Origin of the sequence: Bradyrhizobium sp. CCBAU 51627 (assembly GCF_028128765.1) — a bacterium.
Taxonomy (GTDB): domain Bacteria; phylum Pseudomonadota; class Alphaproteobacteria; order Rhizobiales; family Xanthobacteraceae; genus Bradyrhizobium.
Window position 1 is genome coordinate 21,613 of the sequence record NZ_LBJG01000008.1, and the last position, 14,867, is coordinate 36,479.

A 14,867-nucleotide genomic window follows, 5' to 3' on the forward strand; every position below is an offset into this window, starting at 1 on the left:
CCGTCGTGCAGGACAGGCGGAACGGCAGCCGTTTAGGCCGAGAGTTCACGGCTTGCTCGACCTCTCCCGCCTGCCTGCGGCAGAGGTCGTATGGCATCCGCGGACGCGATGCGGGTGAGGTTTTCTCCTCTTGGGGAGCCCCCCACTGCGGAGACCCTTCTCCCCTCTCGCGCAAGCGGCGAGAGGAGCCGAGTCCTGTTGCCGCGCTAACTCAGCGCTCCAGGATCGCCCTTGCGGTGGCCTCGTCGGTGATCAGACCGTTGATCAGCCGCCCGTTCAGTGCCGCCGCGATCGCCGGCACCTTGGCTGCGCCGATTGCGGCGCCGATGGTCATGGTCTTCGCCGGCACCTCGGGCGGAATGCTGGTGAGGCGCTTGTTGGTGCCGGCCTTGAGCAGACGACCCCTGGAATCATAGGCCCAGCCCGTGATCTCGCCGATGGCGCCCTGCCGCATCATCTCGAACAATTCATCACGCGTGACGAAACCGTCGATATGGACCTGCGCTTTCTGGTCCATCTGGCCGATGCCGACGAGGCGCAGATCGGCCTTGGCCGCCACGGCCTTGACTTTGGCGATCGGCTCGATCCGCACCATCCTGTTGCGCTCGTCCTCCGACGACATCAGGAACGGCAGCGGCATCGGATAATGCCGCGCGCCGGTGCGATCGGCGAGCCGGCCGACGGTGTCGTAAAAGCTCGCCGAGCCATCCGCGGAGATGTTGCCGACCAACGAGACGATCTGGTGATTGGGCCGGTCGATCGGCGTGACACGCTCGACGGCGGCGCGCACAGCCCGCCCGGTGCCGAGCGCGACGATCACGGGTGTCTCCGAGCGCAACGTCGTGTCGAGCAGATTGGCGCAACGCTCGGCGATGCCTGCGGTGGCCTGCGGGGCCGCAGGATCTGTAGGCACCACCTCGCAATGGCTCAGGTCAAACCTCTCTTTCAGCTGCGCCGCCAATTCCATGCAGGCAGCGATCGGGTGTTCGAGCCGGAAGGTGATGAGACGCTCCGCAAGGCACAGCGACACCAGCCGCTGCGCCGAGGCGCGCGACACCTGGAGCATCTTGGCGATCTCGTCCTGGGTGTGGCCGGCAATGAAATAGAGCCAGCCGGCACGGGCCGCGTCGTCGAGCCTCGATTTTTCGTTCTCGGCGGTCATGCGGCCTCAGGCCCTCCAGAAATCGCCCATCTGCGCGAAGACCCGATCGGCTCCGGCAGCGGACAATATAGCGCGGCCGTCGCGGCTCCGATAATGGCTACCGCCGATAAATCCCCAGACCATCATTCCTGCCGCCTTGGCGGCCTGCACACCGCTGGTGCTGTCCTCAATCACCAGCGTGCGCGCAGGTTGCGCGCCCATCTTCTCGGCCGCGTGGAGGAAGAGATCCGGCGCCGGCTTGCCGTGCTGGACCATCTGTGCGGTGTAGAGGCAGTCACCGAAATGCGTGGCGAGGCCGGTGACGTCGAGCGAGAGCGAGACACGGTCGAGGTCGCTCGACGATGCCACGCAGCACGGCACGTTCAGCCCCGAGATCACGGCCTTGACCCCGGGGATCGGCTCGAGCGAGGCGGCGAACGTCTCCAGCACGCGCGACTTCAATCGCGGCAGGAAGCTATCCGGCACGACCTGCCCGAGATCGCGGTAATGCTGCTCGATCGCCTTGGTGCTGCGTCCGAGGAACAGCTCAAGTGCCTGCTCCTGGCTCAGCGCGATACCGAACTCCGCCAGCACCTCGGACAGGCAGCGACAGCTGAGCAGCTCGCTGTCGACGAGTACGCCGTCGCAATCGAAGATGATCAGATCGGGTTTTGGCCGGCCCAGGTCCATCCGGCCATTCGATCATATACCCACGTTCTGGGCAATAGCTCGCGGAGGAACGCGACGCCGCGGGCTTTGTCCCGCTGGTTCAATGCGCCACCTGCCGGTAGATCGCCGGCAGCGCGGCGGGCAGCCGCTTGACGTTGCCGACGATGGCATAGCCGCCGCGGCCGAACAGCGTCGGGAAATAGGATTGCGCGGTGGCATCGACTGTCACGCCGAATGCGGCGATGCCGAGCCGGCGCGCTTCCTGAACCGATTTGCGGGTGTCCTCGAGCGCAAAGCGCCCCTCATAATGGTCGACGTCGTTCGGCTTGCCGTCCGTGAGCACGAGCAGCAGCTTCTTGCGCTGGGGCTGGCGAGCGAGTTCGGCCGCGGCGTGACGCACCGCGGCGCCGATCCGGGTGTAGTAGCCGGGCTTCAGTGCGCCGATGCGGCGCTCCACCGTCCCGCTCATCGGCTCGCCGAACGCCTTGACCGTCTCGAGCCGCACCCAGGAGCGCCGCCGCGAAGTGAAGGTCAGGATGCTGTGGTGATCGCCGCAGGCCGAAAGCCCGTGAGCAAGCACGAGCAGCGCCTCCTTCTCGACATCGAGCACGCGATAACCGCCGACCCAGGCATCCGTCGAGAGCGAGACGTCGACAAGCAGCATGACGGCGAGATCATGGCCTTGCGGCCGCATCGCCATGTCGACGCGATCCATGCCGCCATTGCTGCTGCCGGCGCGCAAGTCGCAGCGGGCGCGCACGAGTGCGTCGAGATCGAGGTCATGTCCGTCGGCCTGGGCGCGCAACAATTCATGACGCGGCTGCAACACCTCGAAGCGGCGACGCACCTGGCGGATGTGCCGGCGCATGGCATCATCAGGCACCCAGCTCTCGCCCTGCTCAGAGGCCGATCCCGCAAGCACGCGGCAATGATCGGGCAGATAGGATCTGCTGCGGTAGTCCCATTCGGGATAGGTCAGATCCGCGTTCAATCGCGACGCATCGAGCGCTTCCGGCGGCAGGTCGAGATCGAATTTGAAGCGACTCGCCGGCTTGCCGCTGCGGCGGCTGAGCGTGATCTCCTCGAGATCGTCGGCGGCTTTCTGCGCATCCTCGTCATCGCTGTCGTCGTCCGGGCGGTCGACATTGACCATCTCGGCCATCGCCAGGATCTTTTCGAAGCGGTTGAGCACGAAAGGATCGCGGTGATTGCCGTCATCCTCGCGCTCGCGCACGGCAAAGCGCTTGCGATTGTCCTGGGTTGCAGCGTCCGAATCCGCCGCGCACTCGTCGTCTCCGGAATGCGCGGGCGAGAGCTCGCGCGTCCACCAATCGCCCCAGAGCGGACATGGCAGGATCGAACGATAGCCCGGCGGGGCCTTCTCCGGCAGCGGGCCCGTTCCCGCCATTGCCGGCCACAGCGGGCCTGCGGGCGCCTTTCCGGCTCCGAGCAGGGCCAGCACGATATGCTCGACCTCCTGCTCGACGCGCGGCAAGGGGCGTTTCGGCCGGGCTGCCGCGGTCGCCGCGGCGAGCTGCGCATAGTCGGCAATGAGCCCGGGAAATTGCGTGAGCACCCAGACCGCCGTCTCGCTCGCCCGGCGCAGCACCAGAAGATCCCGCCGCATCGGATCGTCTTCCGCGATCGCCTCGACCGGTGCAGCGGCGAACCACGCGGCGAGCCAGCGATAGAGCGCGGCGTTCAGTGCGCGGTCGGGAAAGATCGCGATGCGATCGGGCAGAAAGATGGTTGCAGCGTCGCGGCCAGGCTGCTCCAGACGCTCGTCGCCGAGGCCGATGCGCTGCCGCCAGCCGAGCCGATGGCCCGACCTGCGTGCGCCTGCACTCGCGATCTGCACGCCCGTCTCGCCGCCGAGCGCGCGGAACATGACCGCAATCCGGCCCCTCATGTCGGTGAGCGAGACCGCATGATCATCGTGAACCGGATAGCTCGCGGTACCGCCGACGATCCGGTGCCAGGCACGGCCGACCGTTTCCTCCAGTTCGAGGAAGTCCAGCATGGGTCACCCGATCACGGCGCGCGCGACATCCAGCAGCGCCGCCTTGACGTCGGCGTCATCGGTCAAGGGCTCTATCATGCCGGCAAGCACCGCGTCGGCGACCGGCGTGCCCGCGGCGATCAGGGTCGCGCAATAGACGACGAGGCGCGTCGAGACGCCCTCCTCCAGATCGTGGCCCTTGAGCGCGCGCAGCCGGCCGGCCAGCATGACCAAGGGCCTCACGCGATCCAGCGGCAATCCGCTCTCGGCGGATACCACCGCAATCTCCTGCTCGGCCGGCAGGAAGCCGAACTCGATGGCGACGAAGCGCTGCCGCGTCGATGGCTTCAGCGCCTTGAGCAAGGTCTGGTAGCCGGGATTGTAGGAGACCACGAGCATGAAACGCTTGGGCGCGGCAAGCTCCTCGCCGGTGCGCTCCAGCGGCAGGATGCGCCGATCGTCGGTCAGCGGGTGCAGCACCACGGTGACGTCCTTGCGCGCTTCCACGACTTCGTCGAGATAGCAGATGCCCCCCTCGCGCACCGCACGGGTCAGCGGGCCATCGGTCCACACGGTGTCGCCGCCCCGCAAGAGGTAGCGGCCGGTGAGATCGGCCGCGGTGAGATCGTCGTGGCAGGCGACGGTGTGTAGCGGCAAGTCAAGCCGCGCTGCCATATGCGCGACGAACCGCGTCTTGCCGCAGCCGGTCGGCCCCTTCAGCAGCACCGGAAGCTGATTCCGCCAGGCATGCTCGAACAGCGCGCATTCATTGCCGCTTGCGACATAGGCCGGGAGCGCGGGTGCCGCAGTCACGGCGTGGAGGGCGGGTTTCATGATGTCTCTCCGGACTTTCCAGGAAGCAGGCGGCCGCGGCGAACCGCGGCCGCTATTTCTCGATTACTCGGCCGGCTGCAGCGCAGCCGGAATGATCGCCTGCTTCTCGCGGCCGGGCACCAGCACCGCCCAGACGAACATCAGCGCGGAGATGACCACGAACACGCCGGAGCCGAGCCGGACCCAGTAGAACATCGCGAGCTGGTCTTGCACGTCCATGTAGCTCTGGCCGAGCACGCGCTGCAGATGGACCTGGACCACGCCGGCAAACGTCAGTGCGAAAGTCATCACCATCATGGCCGTGCACATGATCCAGAAGCTCGTCATGGACAGCCACTGGTTATAGGGCGCACGTCCCTTGATCTGCGGAATTGCGTAGGCCATCACCGACAGGTTCAGCATCACATAGGCGCCGAAGAAGGCGAGATGCCCGTGCGCGGCGGTCACCTGGGTGCCGTGGGTGTAGTAGTTCACCGACGACAGCGTGTGCAGGAAGCCCCAGACGCCGGCGCCCAGGAACGCCATCACCGAGCAGCCGACCGACCACAACAGCGCAGCGCGGTTCGGATGCTTGCGGCCGGCCTTCCAGGTCATCTGCACCGTGAAGATCACCATGGTGAAGAACGGTGCGACCTCGAGCGTGGAGAACAGCGAACCGATCCACTGCCAGTAGCCGGGGGCACCGATCCAGTAGAAGTGGTGGCCGGTGCCGAGGATGCCGGAGAACAGCGCAAGGCCGATGATGACGTAGAGCCACTTCTCCACGACCTCCCGGTCGATGCCGTTCAGCTTGATCATCAGATAGGCGAGCACGGAGGCCATGATCAGCTCCCAGACGCCTTCGACCCAGAGATGGACGACATACCACCAGTACATCTTGTCGACCGCCAGATTCGCAGGGTTGTAGAAGGCGAACAGGAAGAAGATCGCAACGCCCCACAGCCCGAACAGCAGGATGTTGGTGACCGTGGTCTTGCGTCCCTTCAACGCCGTCATGGTCACGTTGAACAGGAACATGAGACAGACGACGACGATGCCGACCTTGATCGGGAACGGCTGCTCGAGGAATTCACGGCCCTCATGGAAGTGGAAGAGATAGCCGACCACGGCCACGCCCGCAGCGCCGAAGAACATCCAGAACTGGATCTTGGCGAGCAGCGGGCTGTACAACTCGGTCTCGGTCTCCTCCGGCAGCAGATAGTAGGTCGCACCCATGAAGCCGATCAGCGACCACACGATCAGCGCGTTGGTGTGGATCATTCTGACGATGTTGAACGGCAGCAGCACCGACAACGTGTTGGGCAGGACGTAGATGGTCCCGGCGAGCAGGCCGAACAGGACCTGGGCCATGAACAAGGTCAGCGCGCCGTAGAAATACAGCATCGCGACTTTTTGGGTCTGATATTTCATCTCGGGTTCTTTCTGTCTTGAGGCAAGGGCTTGAAAGAGACAGGCGTTCAGCCGGCCTTGTTCGGCGGCCAGTCCTGGCGCTTGATCGTGCTCACCCATTCCAGGAAGTCGGCGAGATCGTTGAGCTCCTGGTCGCTCAGGCTGAATTGCGGCATCTGGCGCCGGCCTTCGGCACCCGAGGGCTGCGATTGCATCCAGGCCTTCAACGTCTCACGCGCGCCGGCCGGATCTTCCTTGCCGCCCCAGCGATCCCAGACGTTGCCGACTTCAGGAGCGAAATAGGCCCCCTCGCCCAGCAGCGTGTGACAGTTGATGCAGGAGTTGCGCTCCCAGACATGCTTGCCCCGCGCGACCGACGCGGTCAGCGTGGCCTCGTCGGTCGATTTCGTGACCATGTAGTAATGGCTGTGCGCAGTCAGCCCGATGAAAATAGCAAAGAAGAAGGCCGAGCCGCCGTAGAAGACGTTTCGAGCCGCCGACTTGGTCAGGCGTTCAGCCATTGCCAGTCCTTTCCGTTTGAGCCGTGGAGAAATGCGATACTGTGATTTATTGCCGATCGGTGCGGGTCACTCTTTGTCGAAGCGCAAGGAAAGCGACGATGCGCCCGCCCTACTGTCAGACCAGGGCGACGATCACGGATGCGAGCCAGGCGAACAGCACCACGATGAAGACCCAGGCACTGAGGAGACCGCGCCAAAGCGGCGGTGCGGCGCGAAGATCGAGGAAGTCGAGCACGAGACGACGACCCTTGATCCCGGCGAAGGTCAACAGAAGAGCATTGCCGAGCAGCGGACGCGTGACGAGAGGCGGAATCAAAAGGGTCGCGAGCGCGAGGCCGATCAGCATGATCCAGGTGATGTCGACGCGATCGGGAATCACTGCTGCACCAGATAGATGATCGGGAACAGGACGATCCACAAGAGATCGACCATGTGCCAGAAGGCGGCTCCCGTCTCCACGCCGGTCACGCTGGCGCTGCGGGCAACCACGGCCAGAATCACGATGCCGAGGCCGACATGCAGGAGATGAAAGCCGGTCAGGAGAAAATACAGCGTGAAGAACGGGCTGGTCTCCAGGCCGTTTCCCAGCGCGATCTCGCCGGCATATTCGAACAGCTTGATCCCGATGAACACCGAGCCGAGCGCCATGGCCACGAACAGCCAGCCGCGCGCAGTCCACCTGTGGGAGCCGCGCGCCGCGGCCGTGCCGCGCGCCGCGGCCCAGCCGCTCGTCACCAGAACGAGGGTGTTGAGCCCGGCGAGATGCGAATCAAGCGTGGCCTGCCCCGCCGCAAACACCGCAGGATGGATCGCGCGGGCGACCATGAAGGCGCCGAGAAACAGGCCGAAGGCGACGAGCTCGCTGAAGATCAGCACCCAGATCATGGGATCTCCGGGAAGATCTTCCAGAAGACCCCAGCCGGTTTCTTGTTGTTCGCAATCTGTCGCCGACATCTGATTCCCACATCAAAGCCGGCGCTCGGTACCCCACCGCTGCGGTTCCGACTTTGTTGCCGCACAAATAGTGCACCTCGCCGGAGCAGCGTTTGCGCTAACGCAACGTTTCGCGGGTCCCTCCGCAATATCGTGGCCCGATATAACGGTTCCAGACAACGGCTGACGATGACATGAGTGAAGCACAACTCGGGCTGATGACAGCGACGCCGATCATCATCGTCTTCGCCATCGCGCTACGACGCATGGGGGTGCTCTCGACCGTTGCGATGGTCTCGGCGGTCAGCCTCTCCGTCGCGATCGCAGTGGTGCTGTTCACGACGCAGTAAAGCTGTCGTAGGTTGGGCGAAGTGAAGCGCTCCCACCCTTCTCTCGATCGGGTGATGGTGGGCACGGCGCGGTGCGCCTTTGCCCACTCTACGACACTGCCGATTTGGCTACCGCCGCTGATTATAGACGTCGATGCACACTGCACCTAACAGCACCAGGCCCTTGATGACCTGCTGGTAATCGATGCCGATGCCGAGAATGGACATGCCGTTGTTCATCACGCCCATGATCATGGCGCCGACCACGGCGCCGCCGACGCGCCCCACGCCACCATAGGCCGAGGCGCCGCCAATAAAGCAGGCCGCGATGACGTCGAGTTCGAAGCCGAGACCCGCCTTGGGGGTTGCGGTGTTGAGGCGCGCGGCGAAGACGAGACCCGCGAGCGCAGCGAGAACGCCCATGTTGACGAAGGTGAAGAAGGTCAGCCGCTCGGTCTTGATGCCCGACAGGCCGGCTGCCTTGGCGTTGCCGCCGACGGCATAGATCTGTCGGCCGATCACGGTGCGGCGGGTGACGAAGCCATAGAGCGCAATCAGGGCGCTCATGATCACCAGCACGTTGGGCAGGCCGCGATAGGTCGCGATCAGATAGGTAAAATAGAGCACGGCGCAGGCGAGCACGACGCTTTTGCCGAGGAAGAACGCGTAGGGCTCGACCTCGATGCCGTGCGCCACCTCACGCGCGCGGCCCTTGGCGCTGACATAGACCAGCCCCAGCGCCAGCAGCGCGCCGATAAGCATCGAAGTCGGATGCAGCGTGCCGGATTCGGGCAACAGTTCCGGAATGAAGCCCGAGGACAATTTCTGGAACGTCGACGGGAACGGCCCCAGCGACTGGCCCTGCAGCACGGCAAGTGCCAGGCCCTTGAACACCAGCATGCCGGCCAGTGTCACGATGAAGGACGGGATCTTGAAATAAGCGACCCAATATCCCTGTGCAGCGCCGATGGCTGCGCCGACCACGAGGCAGGCGATGAAGGCGAGCGCGTAGTCGACCTTGTAGGTCACCATGAGTAGAGCGGCGACGGCGCCGACGAAGCCCGCGACCGACCCGACCGACAGGTCGATGTGCCCGGTGACGATCACCAGCAGCATGCCCAGTGCCATGATGACGATGTAGCTGTTCTGCAGCACCAGATTGGTCAGGTTGAGCGGCTGCAGCAGCGTGCCGCCGGTCATGATCTGGAAGAACAGCATGATCGCGATCAGCGACATCAGCATGCCGTAGTTGCGCAGATTGTTCTTGATGAAGCTACCGTGCCGGCGCTCCTCGGGCAGCGACACCGTCTTGTCGGTCATGGCTGCGATCCTCCCATTTCAGCGGCCTCGGCCGCGCCGTTACCGTTGCTTCGTTCGTTGCGCATGATGGCGCGCATGATCTTTTCCTGTGTCGCCTCAGCGCCCGGGAACTCGCCCACGAAGGCACCATCATTCATGACACAGATGCGGTCGCAGATGCCGAGCAGCTCGGGCATCTCCGAGGAGATCACCACGACGCCACGGCCGGCTTCTGCCAGCTCGTTGATGATACAGTAAATCTCGTATTTGGCACCGACGTCGATGCCCCTTGTCGGCTCGTCCAGGATCAAGACCTTGGGGTCGGTCATCAGCCATTTAGACAGGACCACCTTCTGCTGGTTCCCGCCGGAGAGCTGGCCGGTCTCCTGGTAGACGTCGGAGCAGCGGATGCGCATCCGGTTCCGGTAGTCGCTGGCGATCTTCAGCTCGGCGATGTCATCGATCACCCTGCCCGGCGCGACCTGGTCGAGGCTCGCCAGCGTAATGTTCTTGCGAACGTCGTCAGCCAGGATCAGGCCAAGCTGCTTGCGGTCCTCGGTGACATAGGCAAGGCCGGAGTCGATCGCAGCCGCGACGCTTGGCAGCACGATCTCACGACCCTCGAGGGCGATGTGGCCGCTGATATTGGTGCCCCAGGATCGGCCGAACAGGCTCATGGCGAACTCGGTGCGTCCCGCGCCCATCAGCCCGGCAATGCCGACGACCTCGCCGCGCCTGACGCCAAAATTGACGTTCTTGATCACCTGCCGCTCGGGATGGATGGGGTGATAGACCGACCAGTTCGAAACCTCCATCACCGGCTCGCCGATCTTGGCGCGGCGCTCGGGGAAACGATGGGCGAGATCGCGGTTGACCATGCTGCGGATGATGCGGTCTTCCTGGATCGCCCCGGCGCGGCAGTCGATGCTATCGACGGTGCGGCCGTCGCGCAGCACGGTGATGTGGTCGGCGACCTTTGCGACCTCGTTGAGCTTGTGCGAGATCAGGATCGAGCCGATGCCCTGCTCGCGGAACGCCATCAGCCGTTCCAGCAAGGCGGCGCTGTCGGCCTCGTTCAGGCTCGCGGTCGGCTCGTCCAGGATCAGCATCCGCACTCGCTTGGACAGCGCCTTGGCGATCTCGACCAGTTGCTGCTTGCCGACCCCGAGATCGGTGATCAGCGTATCCGGCGATTCCTTCAGGCCGACCTGGGCGAGCAATTCGCGGGTGCGGCGGTAAACCTCGTCGCGATCGATCACGCCGAACTTCGATGGCGGATGCGACAGGAAAATGTTCTCCGCGATCGACATCAGCGGAATCAGCGCCAGTTCCTGATGGATGATGATGATGCCGAGCGCCTCGGAATCGTTGATGTCGCGAAAGCGGCGCTCCTCGCCCTCGAAGATGATAGTGCCCTCATAGCTGCCTGCGGGGTAGACGCCGCTCAGCACCTTCATCAAGGTCGACTTGCCGGCGCCGTTCTCCCCGACAAGGGCGTGAATCTGGCCGGCCTCGACCGAAAAATTGACGTCGCGCAACGCCTGAACGCCGGCAAAGCTCTTGCTGACGTTGCGCATCTCCAGCATGGCGGTCATTGGCTTGGTATCCCTAAATCACCGTCGTTCCGGGGCGCCCGTTAGGGCGAACCCGGAACCTCGAGATTCCGGGTTCGATGCTTCGCATCGCCCCCGGAATGACCGAGCACTCAGTCTTACTGGAACTGCGACTTCTTGTAATAGCCGCTGTCGACCAGAACCTTCTCCCAATTGTCCTTGTACACCACGACCGGCTTCAGGAGGTAGGACGGCACGGTCTTGACGCCGTTCTCATAAGTCTTGGTGTCGTTGACCGTAACCTGCTTGCCGGCGAGCGCCGCATCGACCATGTCGGCGGTCACCTTGGCGAGATCGCGGGTGTCCTTGAAGATGGTCGAGTACTGGTCGCCGCGCAGCATCGCCTTGATCGAGGGGACCTCGGCGTCCTGGCCAGAGATGATCGGCATCGGCTGGTCGGCGCTGCCGTAGCCGACGCCCTTCAGCGAGGAGATGATTCCGATCGAGATGCCGTCATAGGGCGACAGCACGGCGCTGATCTTCTTGTTGCCGTAGTAAGCGCTGAGCAAATTGTCCATGCGGGCCTGCGCGGTGGCACCGTCCCAGCGCAAGGTGGCGACCTTGTCCATGCCCATCTGGCCCGAAGCGACCACGAGCTTGCCGCTGTCGATGTAGGGCTTCAGTACGCTCATCGCGCCGTTGTAGAAGAAGTAGGCGTTGTTGTCGTCGGGCGAGCCGCCGAACAGCTCGATGTTGAAGGGACCCTTGCCCTCCTTGAGGCCGAGCCCCTTCTCGATCGATTGCGCCTGGAGCACGCCGACCTGGAAATTGTCGAAGGTCGCGTAATAGTCGACATTCGGCGTGCCGCGGATCAGGCGGTCATAGGCGATCACGGTGGCGCCCTTCGACTTGGCCTGCTTGAGCACGTCGGACAGCGTGGTGCCGTCGATCGCGGCGATCACCAGCACCTTGGCGCCCTTGGTCACCATGTTTTCGACCTGCGAAAGCTGGTTCGGAATGTCATCCTCGGCATATTGCAGGTCGGTGTTGTAGCCGCGCTCCTTGAGCACCTTGACCATGTTGTTGCCATCGTCGATCCAGCGCGCAGAGGATTTCGTCGGCATCGCGATGCCCACGGTAGGTTTCTCCTGCGCGGAGACGGTAAGGCCCGAGGCCATCGTTGCGGCACCGGCCAGCGCCATCGCAAGAAATGTCGTCTTCAATTTCAACATGCTTCACTCCCTTTGGGTGTCAGACTGTTTCTTCGTGTCGTCGAGTACAGAGGTCGAGGTAGAGGTAGAGGTCGGCTTCGGATCTCCTATGCGAGCTTGACATCGGGCTCCGCACGTCCGCGTGCGGATGCCTCCAACAGAAAGGTGCAGCCTCCTTGCGGATCGGCGGCACGCGCTTCAGCGTCCATATCTTGCCAGGCAGAGGTGACAAGGAGGCGCGACAAATCCGGGCCGACGAAGGCCGGACAACTCGCCTGCTTGGCCGGGACGCGCAGCGAGCGGAGGCGCTCGCCTTGCGGCGAATAGACATCGACCCGGCCGGCGCCCCAGCAGGCGTTCCAGATCCGCCCGTCGGCATCGCACACTGAACCGTCGAGCCCGCCGATGCCGGTGTGGCGCAGCAGCACCTCGGGCTCGCCGCGCGGCAGGCCGGTGGCTGGATTGAGAGGCACCGCATAGAGCACGGCGCGGGCGGTGTCGGCGAAATAGCCTATCGCGCCATCGGGCGAGAAGCAGATCGAATTGGGAATGCTGATGCCGGGAAACAGCGTCGATATCTTGCCGCGATGGAGCGCGTAGATCGCTCCGAGTCCCCGCTCGGCCTTTCGTCCCATGGTGCCGATCCAGAACGTGCCGGATTGATGCACGCGGCAATCATTGGAGCGCGTGGCGGGATTGTCCGCCTCGAGGGGACAGAACAGCGTCATGGCGCCATCGGCGAGTGTGCGGATGTAACAACCATCTTCCGCGACGACGAGCTGGCGCCCGGCATCGATCCGCCCGAGCGCGCTGGCCATCCGGCCGAGCGCATGAACGCGAATGCTGCCGCTGCCGAGATGCGCCTCGAACAGGCGCCCTTCGCGAATGTCGAACCACCATGCGGTGTCCGTAGTCGCGTCATAGGTCGGCCCCTCGCCGAGGTGACAGTGCTCGGCGGAGAGAACGGAGGTCAGTACCTCTTCCATCATGGCGCCCTCACTGCGAAGCGATAGACGGTGTGATGGCGATAGATCCCGCCTGGATCGAGGCGCGGACTCGGAAAGTCCGGCCGATTCGGCGCGTTCGGCCAGATGTGCGGCTCGAGGCAGATGGCGTCCGACTGCCGGATCAGCTTGCCACCCTTGCCGGAGATCGTGCCGTCGAGATAGTTGCCGGAATAGACCTGAAGGCCGGGCTGATCGGTGAATAGCTCCATGATGCGGCCCGAACGCGCCCCCTCCAGCCGGGCTGCGAGCGCGAGCCTGCCGTCGCGCGCGAGACAGTACGTATGGTCGTAGCCCTTGCCGTTGCGCAATTGCTGATCGCCCGCACGGATGCGCGCACCAACGGCGCGAGCCTCGCGAAAGTCGAATGGCGTGCCGGCCACGCTGCGCCGCGGCTCGGGCAGCGGAATCGCGGTTGGGTCGATGGCGAGGAAATGCTCAGCCGCAACCATCAGCTTGTGATCGAGCGTCGATGAGCCTGACGTCGCACCTTCCAGATTGAAGAAGCTGTGGTTCGTGAGGTTGACGATGGTCGGCCGGTCGGTCCGCGCCTCCATCATCAGCGACAGCTCAGCCGGGCCGGTGACGCGATAGGTCAGGCGCACGTCGAGCTTGCCGGGATAATTTTCCTCGCCATGCGGGCTGGTATAGGTCAGCGTGACCGCTGGGCTGGCGCCGTTGTCGATCTCGGCAACGTCCCAGAGCTTGCGGTCGAAACCGTCGAGGCCGCCGTGCAGCGCATTCGGGCCGTTGTTGACGGCAAGCTGGAAGGTCTCGCCATCAAGAGAGAACTGCCCGTTGGCGATGCGGTTGGCATACCGACCGACCGTCGCGCCAAAGAACTTTCTTTCGGCAAGATAGCCGGCAAAGCCGTCATGGCCGAGCACGACGTCATCGCAACTGCCCTTGGCATCCGGCGCAAGCAGCGCCTGAATCACCGCGCCATGGGTGATGATGCGGGCCTCAAACCCGCCTTCCCCGCGCAACACGATGCGCTCGACATCGCGTCCATCAGGCAGCGTTCCGAAGACGTCTTTTGTTGCGCCGGCCATGCCTAGTCCACGAACGGTTCGACGATGTTACGCTTGCCGAGCAGGAAAGCGTCCGCAACGAGACGAAGCGGCGCCAGGTCGACATCGCGCTCGCCGGTCGCAGCGAGCTTGACAAAGTGCCGGTACAGCTCGCGATATTCGTGATCGGGCGCCTCGGCAACAACCTTGCCGTCGATCTCCATGATCCTGCCGCCGCGGGATAATGTCATCCGGCCCTGATCCGTTTCCGCAACGATATCCCAGCTCTGGGGTCCGGTCTGGCGAAAGTCAAATTCGGCCGTCACCGGCAGGCCGTCGATATCGGTCAAGGTCAGGTTGGCGGCAATCGGCGACTGGCAATTGGCCGGAAAGGCGAGCTCAGCCGCGGTGACGAACACCGGCTTTGGCAGGATGCGCGTCAGGATCGAGAGCGCGTTGATGCCGGGATCGAACACGCCGAGCCCGCCGGGTTCCCAAATCCAGGCTTGGCCGGGATGCCAGACGCGGACGTCTTCCTTCCAGTTGATGTGCACCGCCTTGATCCGGCGCGTAGCGAGCCACTCGCGGGCCGGCTCGACCGCCGGCGCGTGACGCGAATGCCAGGTCGCAAACAGGGTGCGCTTTGCATCCGTTGCCATCGCGACAAGCGGATCGAGCTCGGCGACACCGATGCCAGGGGGCTTCTCCAGCATGACATGTTTGCCGGCGGCGAGCGCCGCGGCAGCCTGGGCGCGACGCACCTGCGGCGGCGTGCAGAGCGACACCGCATCGATCGGCGGTCCCTTTTCCAACAGCTCTTCGATGGTTGCGAAATGCGGCAGGCCCGGCAGCGACGCGTTGCGGCTGGCAATCGCGGCGAGCATCGCACCTGGCACTGCTGCGATCGCGCCGACATGCTGGTCCCGCGCGATCTTGCCGAAGCCAACGATGGCGATGCGAAATTCAGTCACGGCG

Annotated in this window: 15 protein-coding genes; 1 reads left to right on the plus strand and 14 read right to left on the minus strand. The window is 64.2% G+C overall.

Annotated elements, in window-relative coordinates:
• Positions 1 to 211: 211 nt before the first annotated feature.
• The 8 genes from XH88_RS05410 to XH88_RS05445 form a co-directional block, all read right to left on the minus strand.
• A complete protein-coding gene (locus tag XH88_RS05410; RefSeq protein ID WP_271614387.1) occupies positions 212 to 1,162 on the minus strand; it encodes a sugar-binding transcriptional regulator in 951 nt (316 codons plus the stop codon).
• Positions 1,163 to 1,168: 6 nt separating this feature from the next.
• Positions 1,169 to 1,831, minus strand: coding sequence for an HAD family hydrolase (locus tag XH88_RS05415; protein WP_271614388.1), 663 nt, complete (start codon positions 1,829 to 1,831; stop codon positions 1,169 to 1,171).
• Between the two features lie 79 nt (positions 1,832 to 1,910).
• Complete coding sequence (locus XH88_RS05420; RefSeq protein ID WP_271614389.1) at positions 1,911 to 3,830, minus strand: nitric oxide reductase activation protein NorD; 1,920 nt, start codon at positions 3,828 to 3,830, stop codon at positions 1,911 to 1,913.
• Between the two features lie 3 nt (positions 3,831 to 3,833).
• Positions 3,834 to 4,643 carry a CbbQ/NirQ/NorQ/GpvN family protein gene (locus tag XH88_RS05425; protein WP_271614390.1) on the minus strand — a complete coding sequence of 270 codons (810 nt, stop codon included), beginning with the start codon at positions 4,641 to 4,643 and terminating at the stop codon, positions 3,834 to 3,836.
• Between the two features lie 63 nt (positions 4,644 to 4,706).
• Positions 4,707 to 6,053 (minus strand): cbb3-type cytochrome c oxidase subunit I, encoded by a 1,347-nt coding sequence (locus tag XH88_RS05430; RefSeq protein ID WP_271614391.1) that lies wholly within the window; start codon positions 6,051 to 6,053, stop codon positions 4,707 to 4,709.
• 47 nt (positions 6,054 to 6,100) lie between these two features.
• Positions 6,101 to 6,553, minus strand: a complete 453-nt coding sequence (locus tag XH88_RS05435; RefSeq protein ID WP_271614392.1) for a c-type cytochrome — start codon at positions 6,551 to 6,553, stop codon at positions 6,101 to 6,103.
• A gap of 115 nt (positions 6,554 to 6,668) precedes the next feature.
• A complete protein-coding gene (locus tag XH88_RS05440; protein WP_271614438.1) occupies positions 6,669 to 6,929 on the minus strand; it encodes a cytochrome C oxidase subunit IV family protein in 261 nt (86 codons plus the stop codon).
• Positions 6,929 to 7,507 carry a cytochrome c oxidase subunit 3 family protein gene (locus XH88_RS05445; protein ID WP_271614393.1) on the minus strand — a complete coding sequence of 193 codons (579 nt, stop codon included), beginning with the start codon at positions 7,505 to 7,507 and terminating at the stop codon, positions 6,929 to 6,931. Before XH88_RS05445 ends, XH88_RS05440 begins: the two co-directional genes overlap by 1 nt.
• Before the next feature lie 173 nt (positions 7,508 to 7,680).
• Here XH88_RS05445 and XH88_RS05450 point away from each other — a divergent pair, with 173 nt between their 5' ends.
• On the plus strand, positions 7,681 to 7,836 hold the full coding sequence (locus tag XH88_RS05450) for a hypothetical protein (protein ID WP_271614394.1): 156 nt from the start codon (positions 7,681 to 7,683) through the stop codon (positions 7,834 to 7,836).
• A 108-nt stretch (positions 7,837 to 7,944) separates the two neighbouring features.
• Here XH88_RS05450 and mmsB read toward each other — a convergent pair whose 3' ends face one another.
• The 6 genes from mmsB to XH88_RS05480 all read right to left on the minus strand — a co-directional run bounded on the left by mmsB (position 7,945) and on the right by XH88_RS05480 (position 14,863).
• Positions 7,945 to 9,135, minus strand: a complete 1,191-nt coding sequence (gene mmsB, locus XH88_RS05455; protein WP_271614395.1) for a multiple monosaccharide ABC transporter permease — start codon at positions 9,133 to 9,135, stop codon at positions 7,945 to 7,947.
• On the minus strand, positions 9,132 to 10,709 hold the full coding sequence (mmsA, locus tag XH88_RS05460; protein WP_271614396.1) for a multiple monosaccharide ABC transporter ATP-binding protein: 1,578 nt from the start codon (positions 10,707 to 10,709) through the stop codon (positions 9,132 to 9,134). The genes mmsB and mmsA overlap by 4 nt, the downstream gene beginning before the upstream one ends.
• Positions 10,710 to 10,825: 116 nt before the next feature.
• The gene (chvE, locus tag XH88_RS05465; RefSeq protein WP_271614397.1) at positions 10,826 to 11,899 is read right to left on the minus strand and encodes a multiple monosaccharide ABC transporter substrate-binding protein; all 1,074 of its coding nucleotides are present in this window, start codon (positions 11,897 to 11,899) and stop codon (positions 10,826 to 10,828) included.
• A gap of 86 nt (positions 11,900 to 11,985) precedes the next feature.
• Positions 11,986 to 12,864 (minus strand): SMP-30/gluconolactonase/LRE family protein, encoded by an 879-nt coding sequence (locus tag XH88_RS05470; RefSeq protein WP_271614439.1) that lies wholly within the window; start codon positions 12,862 to 12,864, stop codon positions 11,986 to 11,988.
• The gene (locus XH88_RS05475) at positions 12,864 to 13,934 is read right to left on the minus strand and encodes an aldose epimerase family protein (protein WP_271614398.1); all 1,071 of its coding nucleotides are present in this window, start codon (positions 13,932 to 13,934) and stop codon (positions 12,864 to 12,866) included. Before XH88_RS05475 ends, XH88_RS05470 begins: the two co-directional genes overlap by 1 nt.
• 2 nt (positions 13,935 to 13,936) lie before the next feature.
• Positions 13,937 to 14,863: a Gfo/Idh/MocA family protein gene (locus XH88_RS05480; RefSeq protein WP_271614399.1), complete on the minus strand. Its 927-nt coding sequence runs from the start codon at positions 14,861 to 14,863 to the stop codon at positions 13,937 to 13,939.
• Positions 14,864 to 14,867: the final 4 nt, after the last annotated feature.

Bases quoted from the DNA above. Each gene is read 5' to 3' on its own strand.
- XH88_RS05420 (WP_271614389.1), bottom strand. From the start codon at position 3,830: ATGCTGGACTTCCTCGAACTGGAGGAAACGGTCGGCCGTGCCTGGCAC.
- XH88_RS05430 (WP_271614391.1), bottom strand. From the start codon at position 6,053: ATGAAATATCAGACCCAAAAAGTCGCGATGCTGTATTTCTACGGCGCG.
- mmsA (WP_271614396.1), bottom strand. From the start codon at position 10,709: ATGACCGCCATGCTGGAGATGCGCAACGTCAGCAAGAGCTTTGCCGGC.
- XH88_RS05435 (WP_271614392.1), bottom strand. From the start codon at position 6,553: ATGGCTGAACGCCTGACCAAGTCGGCGGCTCGAAACGTCTTCTACGGC.
- XH88_RS05415 (WP_271614388.1), bottom strand. From the start codon at position 1,831: ATGGACCTGGGCCGGCCAAAACCCGATCTGATCATCTTCGATTGCGAC.
- XH88_RS05450 (WP_271614394.1), top strand. From the start codon at position 7,681: ATGAGTGAAGCACAACTCGGGCTGATGACAGCGACGCCGATCATCATC.
- XH88_RS05410 (WP_271614387.1), bottom strand. From the start codon at position 1,162: ATGACCGCCGAGAACGAAAAATCGAGGCTCGACGACGCGGCCCGTGCC.
- XH88_RS05425 (WP_271614390.1), bottom strand. From the start codon at position 4,643: ATGAAACCCGCCCTCCACGCCGTGACTGCGGCACCCGCGCTCCCGGCC.
- XH88_RS05470 (WP_271614439.1), bottom strand. From the start codon at position 12,864: ATGGAAGAGGTACTGACCTCCGTTCTCTCCGCCGAGCACTGTCACCTC.
- XH88_RS05475 (WP_271614398.1), bottom strand. From the start codon at position 13,934: ATGGCCGGCGCAACAAAAGACGTCTTCGGAACGCTGCCTGATGGACGC.
- mmsB (WP_271614395.1), bottom strand. From the start codon at position 9,135: ATGACCGACAAGACGGTGTCGCTGCCCGAGGAGCGCCGGCACGGTAGC.
- XH88_RS05445 (WP_271614393.1), bottom strand. From the start codon at position 7,507: ATGTCGGCGACAGATTGCGAACAACAAGAAACCGGCTGGGGTCTTCTG.
- chvE (WP_271614397.1), bottom strand. From the start codon at position 11,899: ATGTTGAAATTGAAGACGACATTTCTTGCGATGGCGCTGGCCGGTGCC.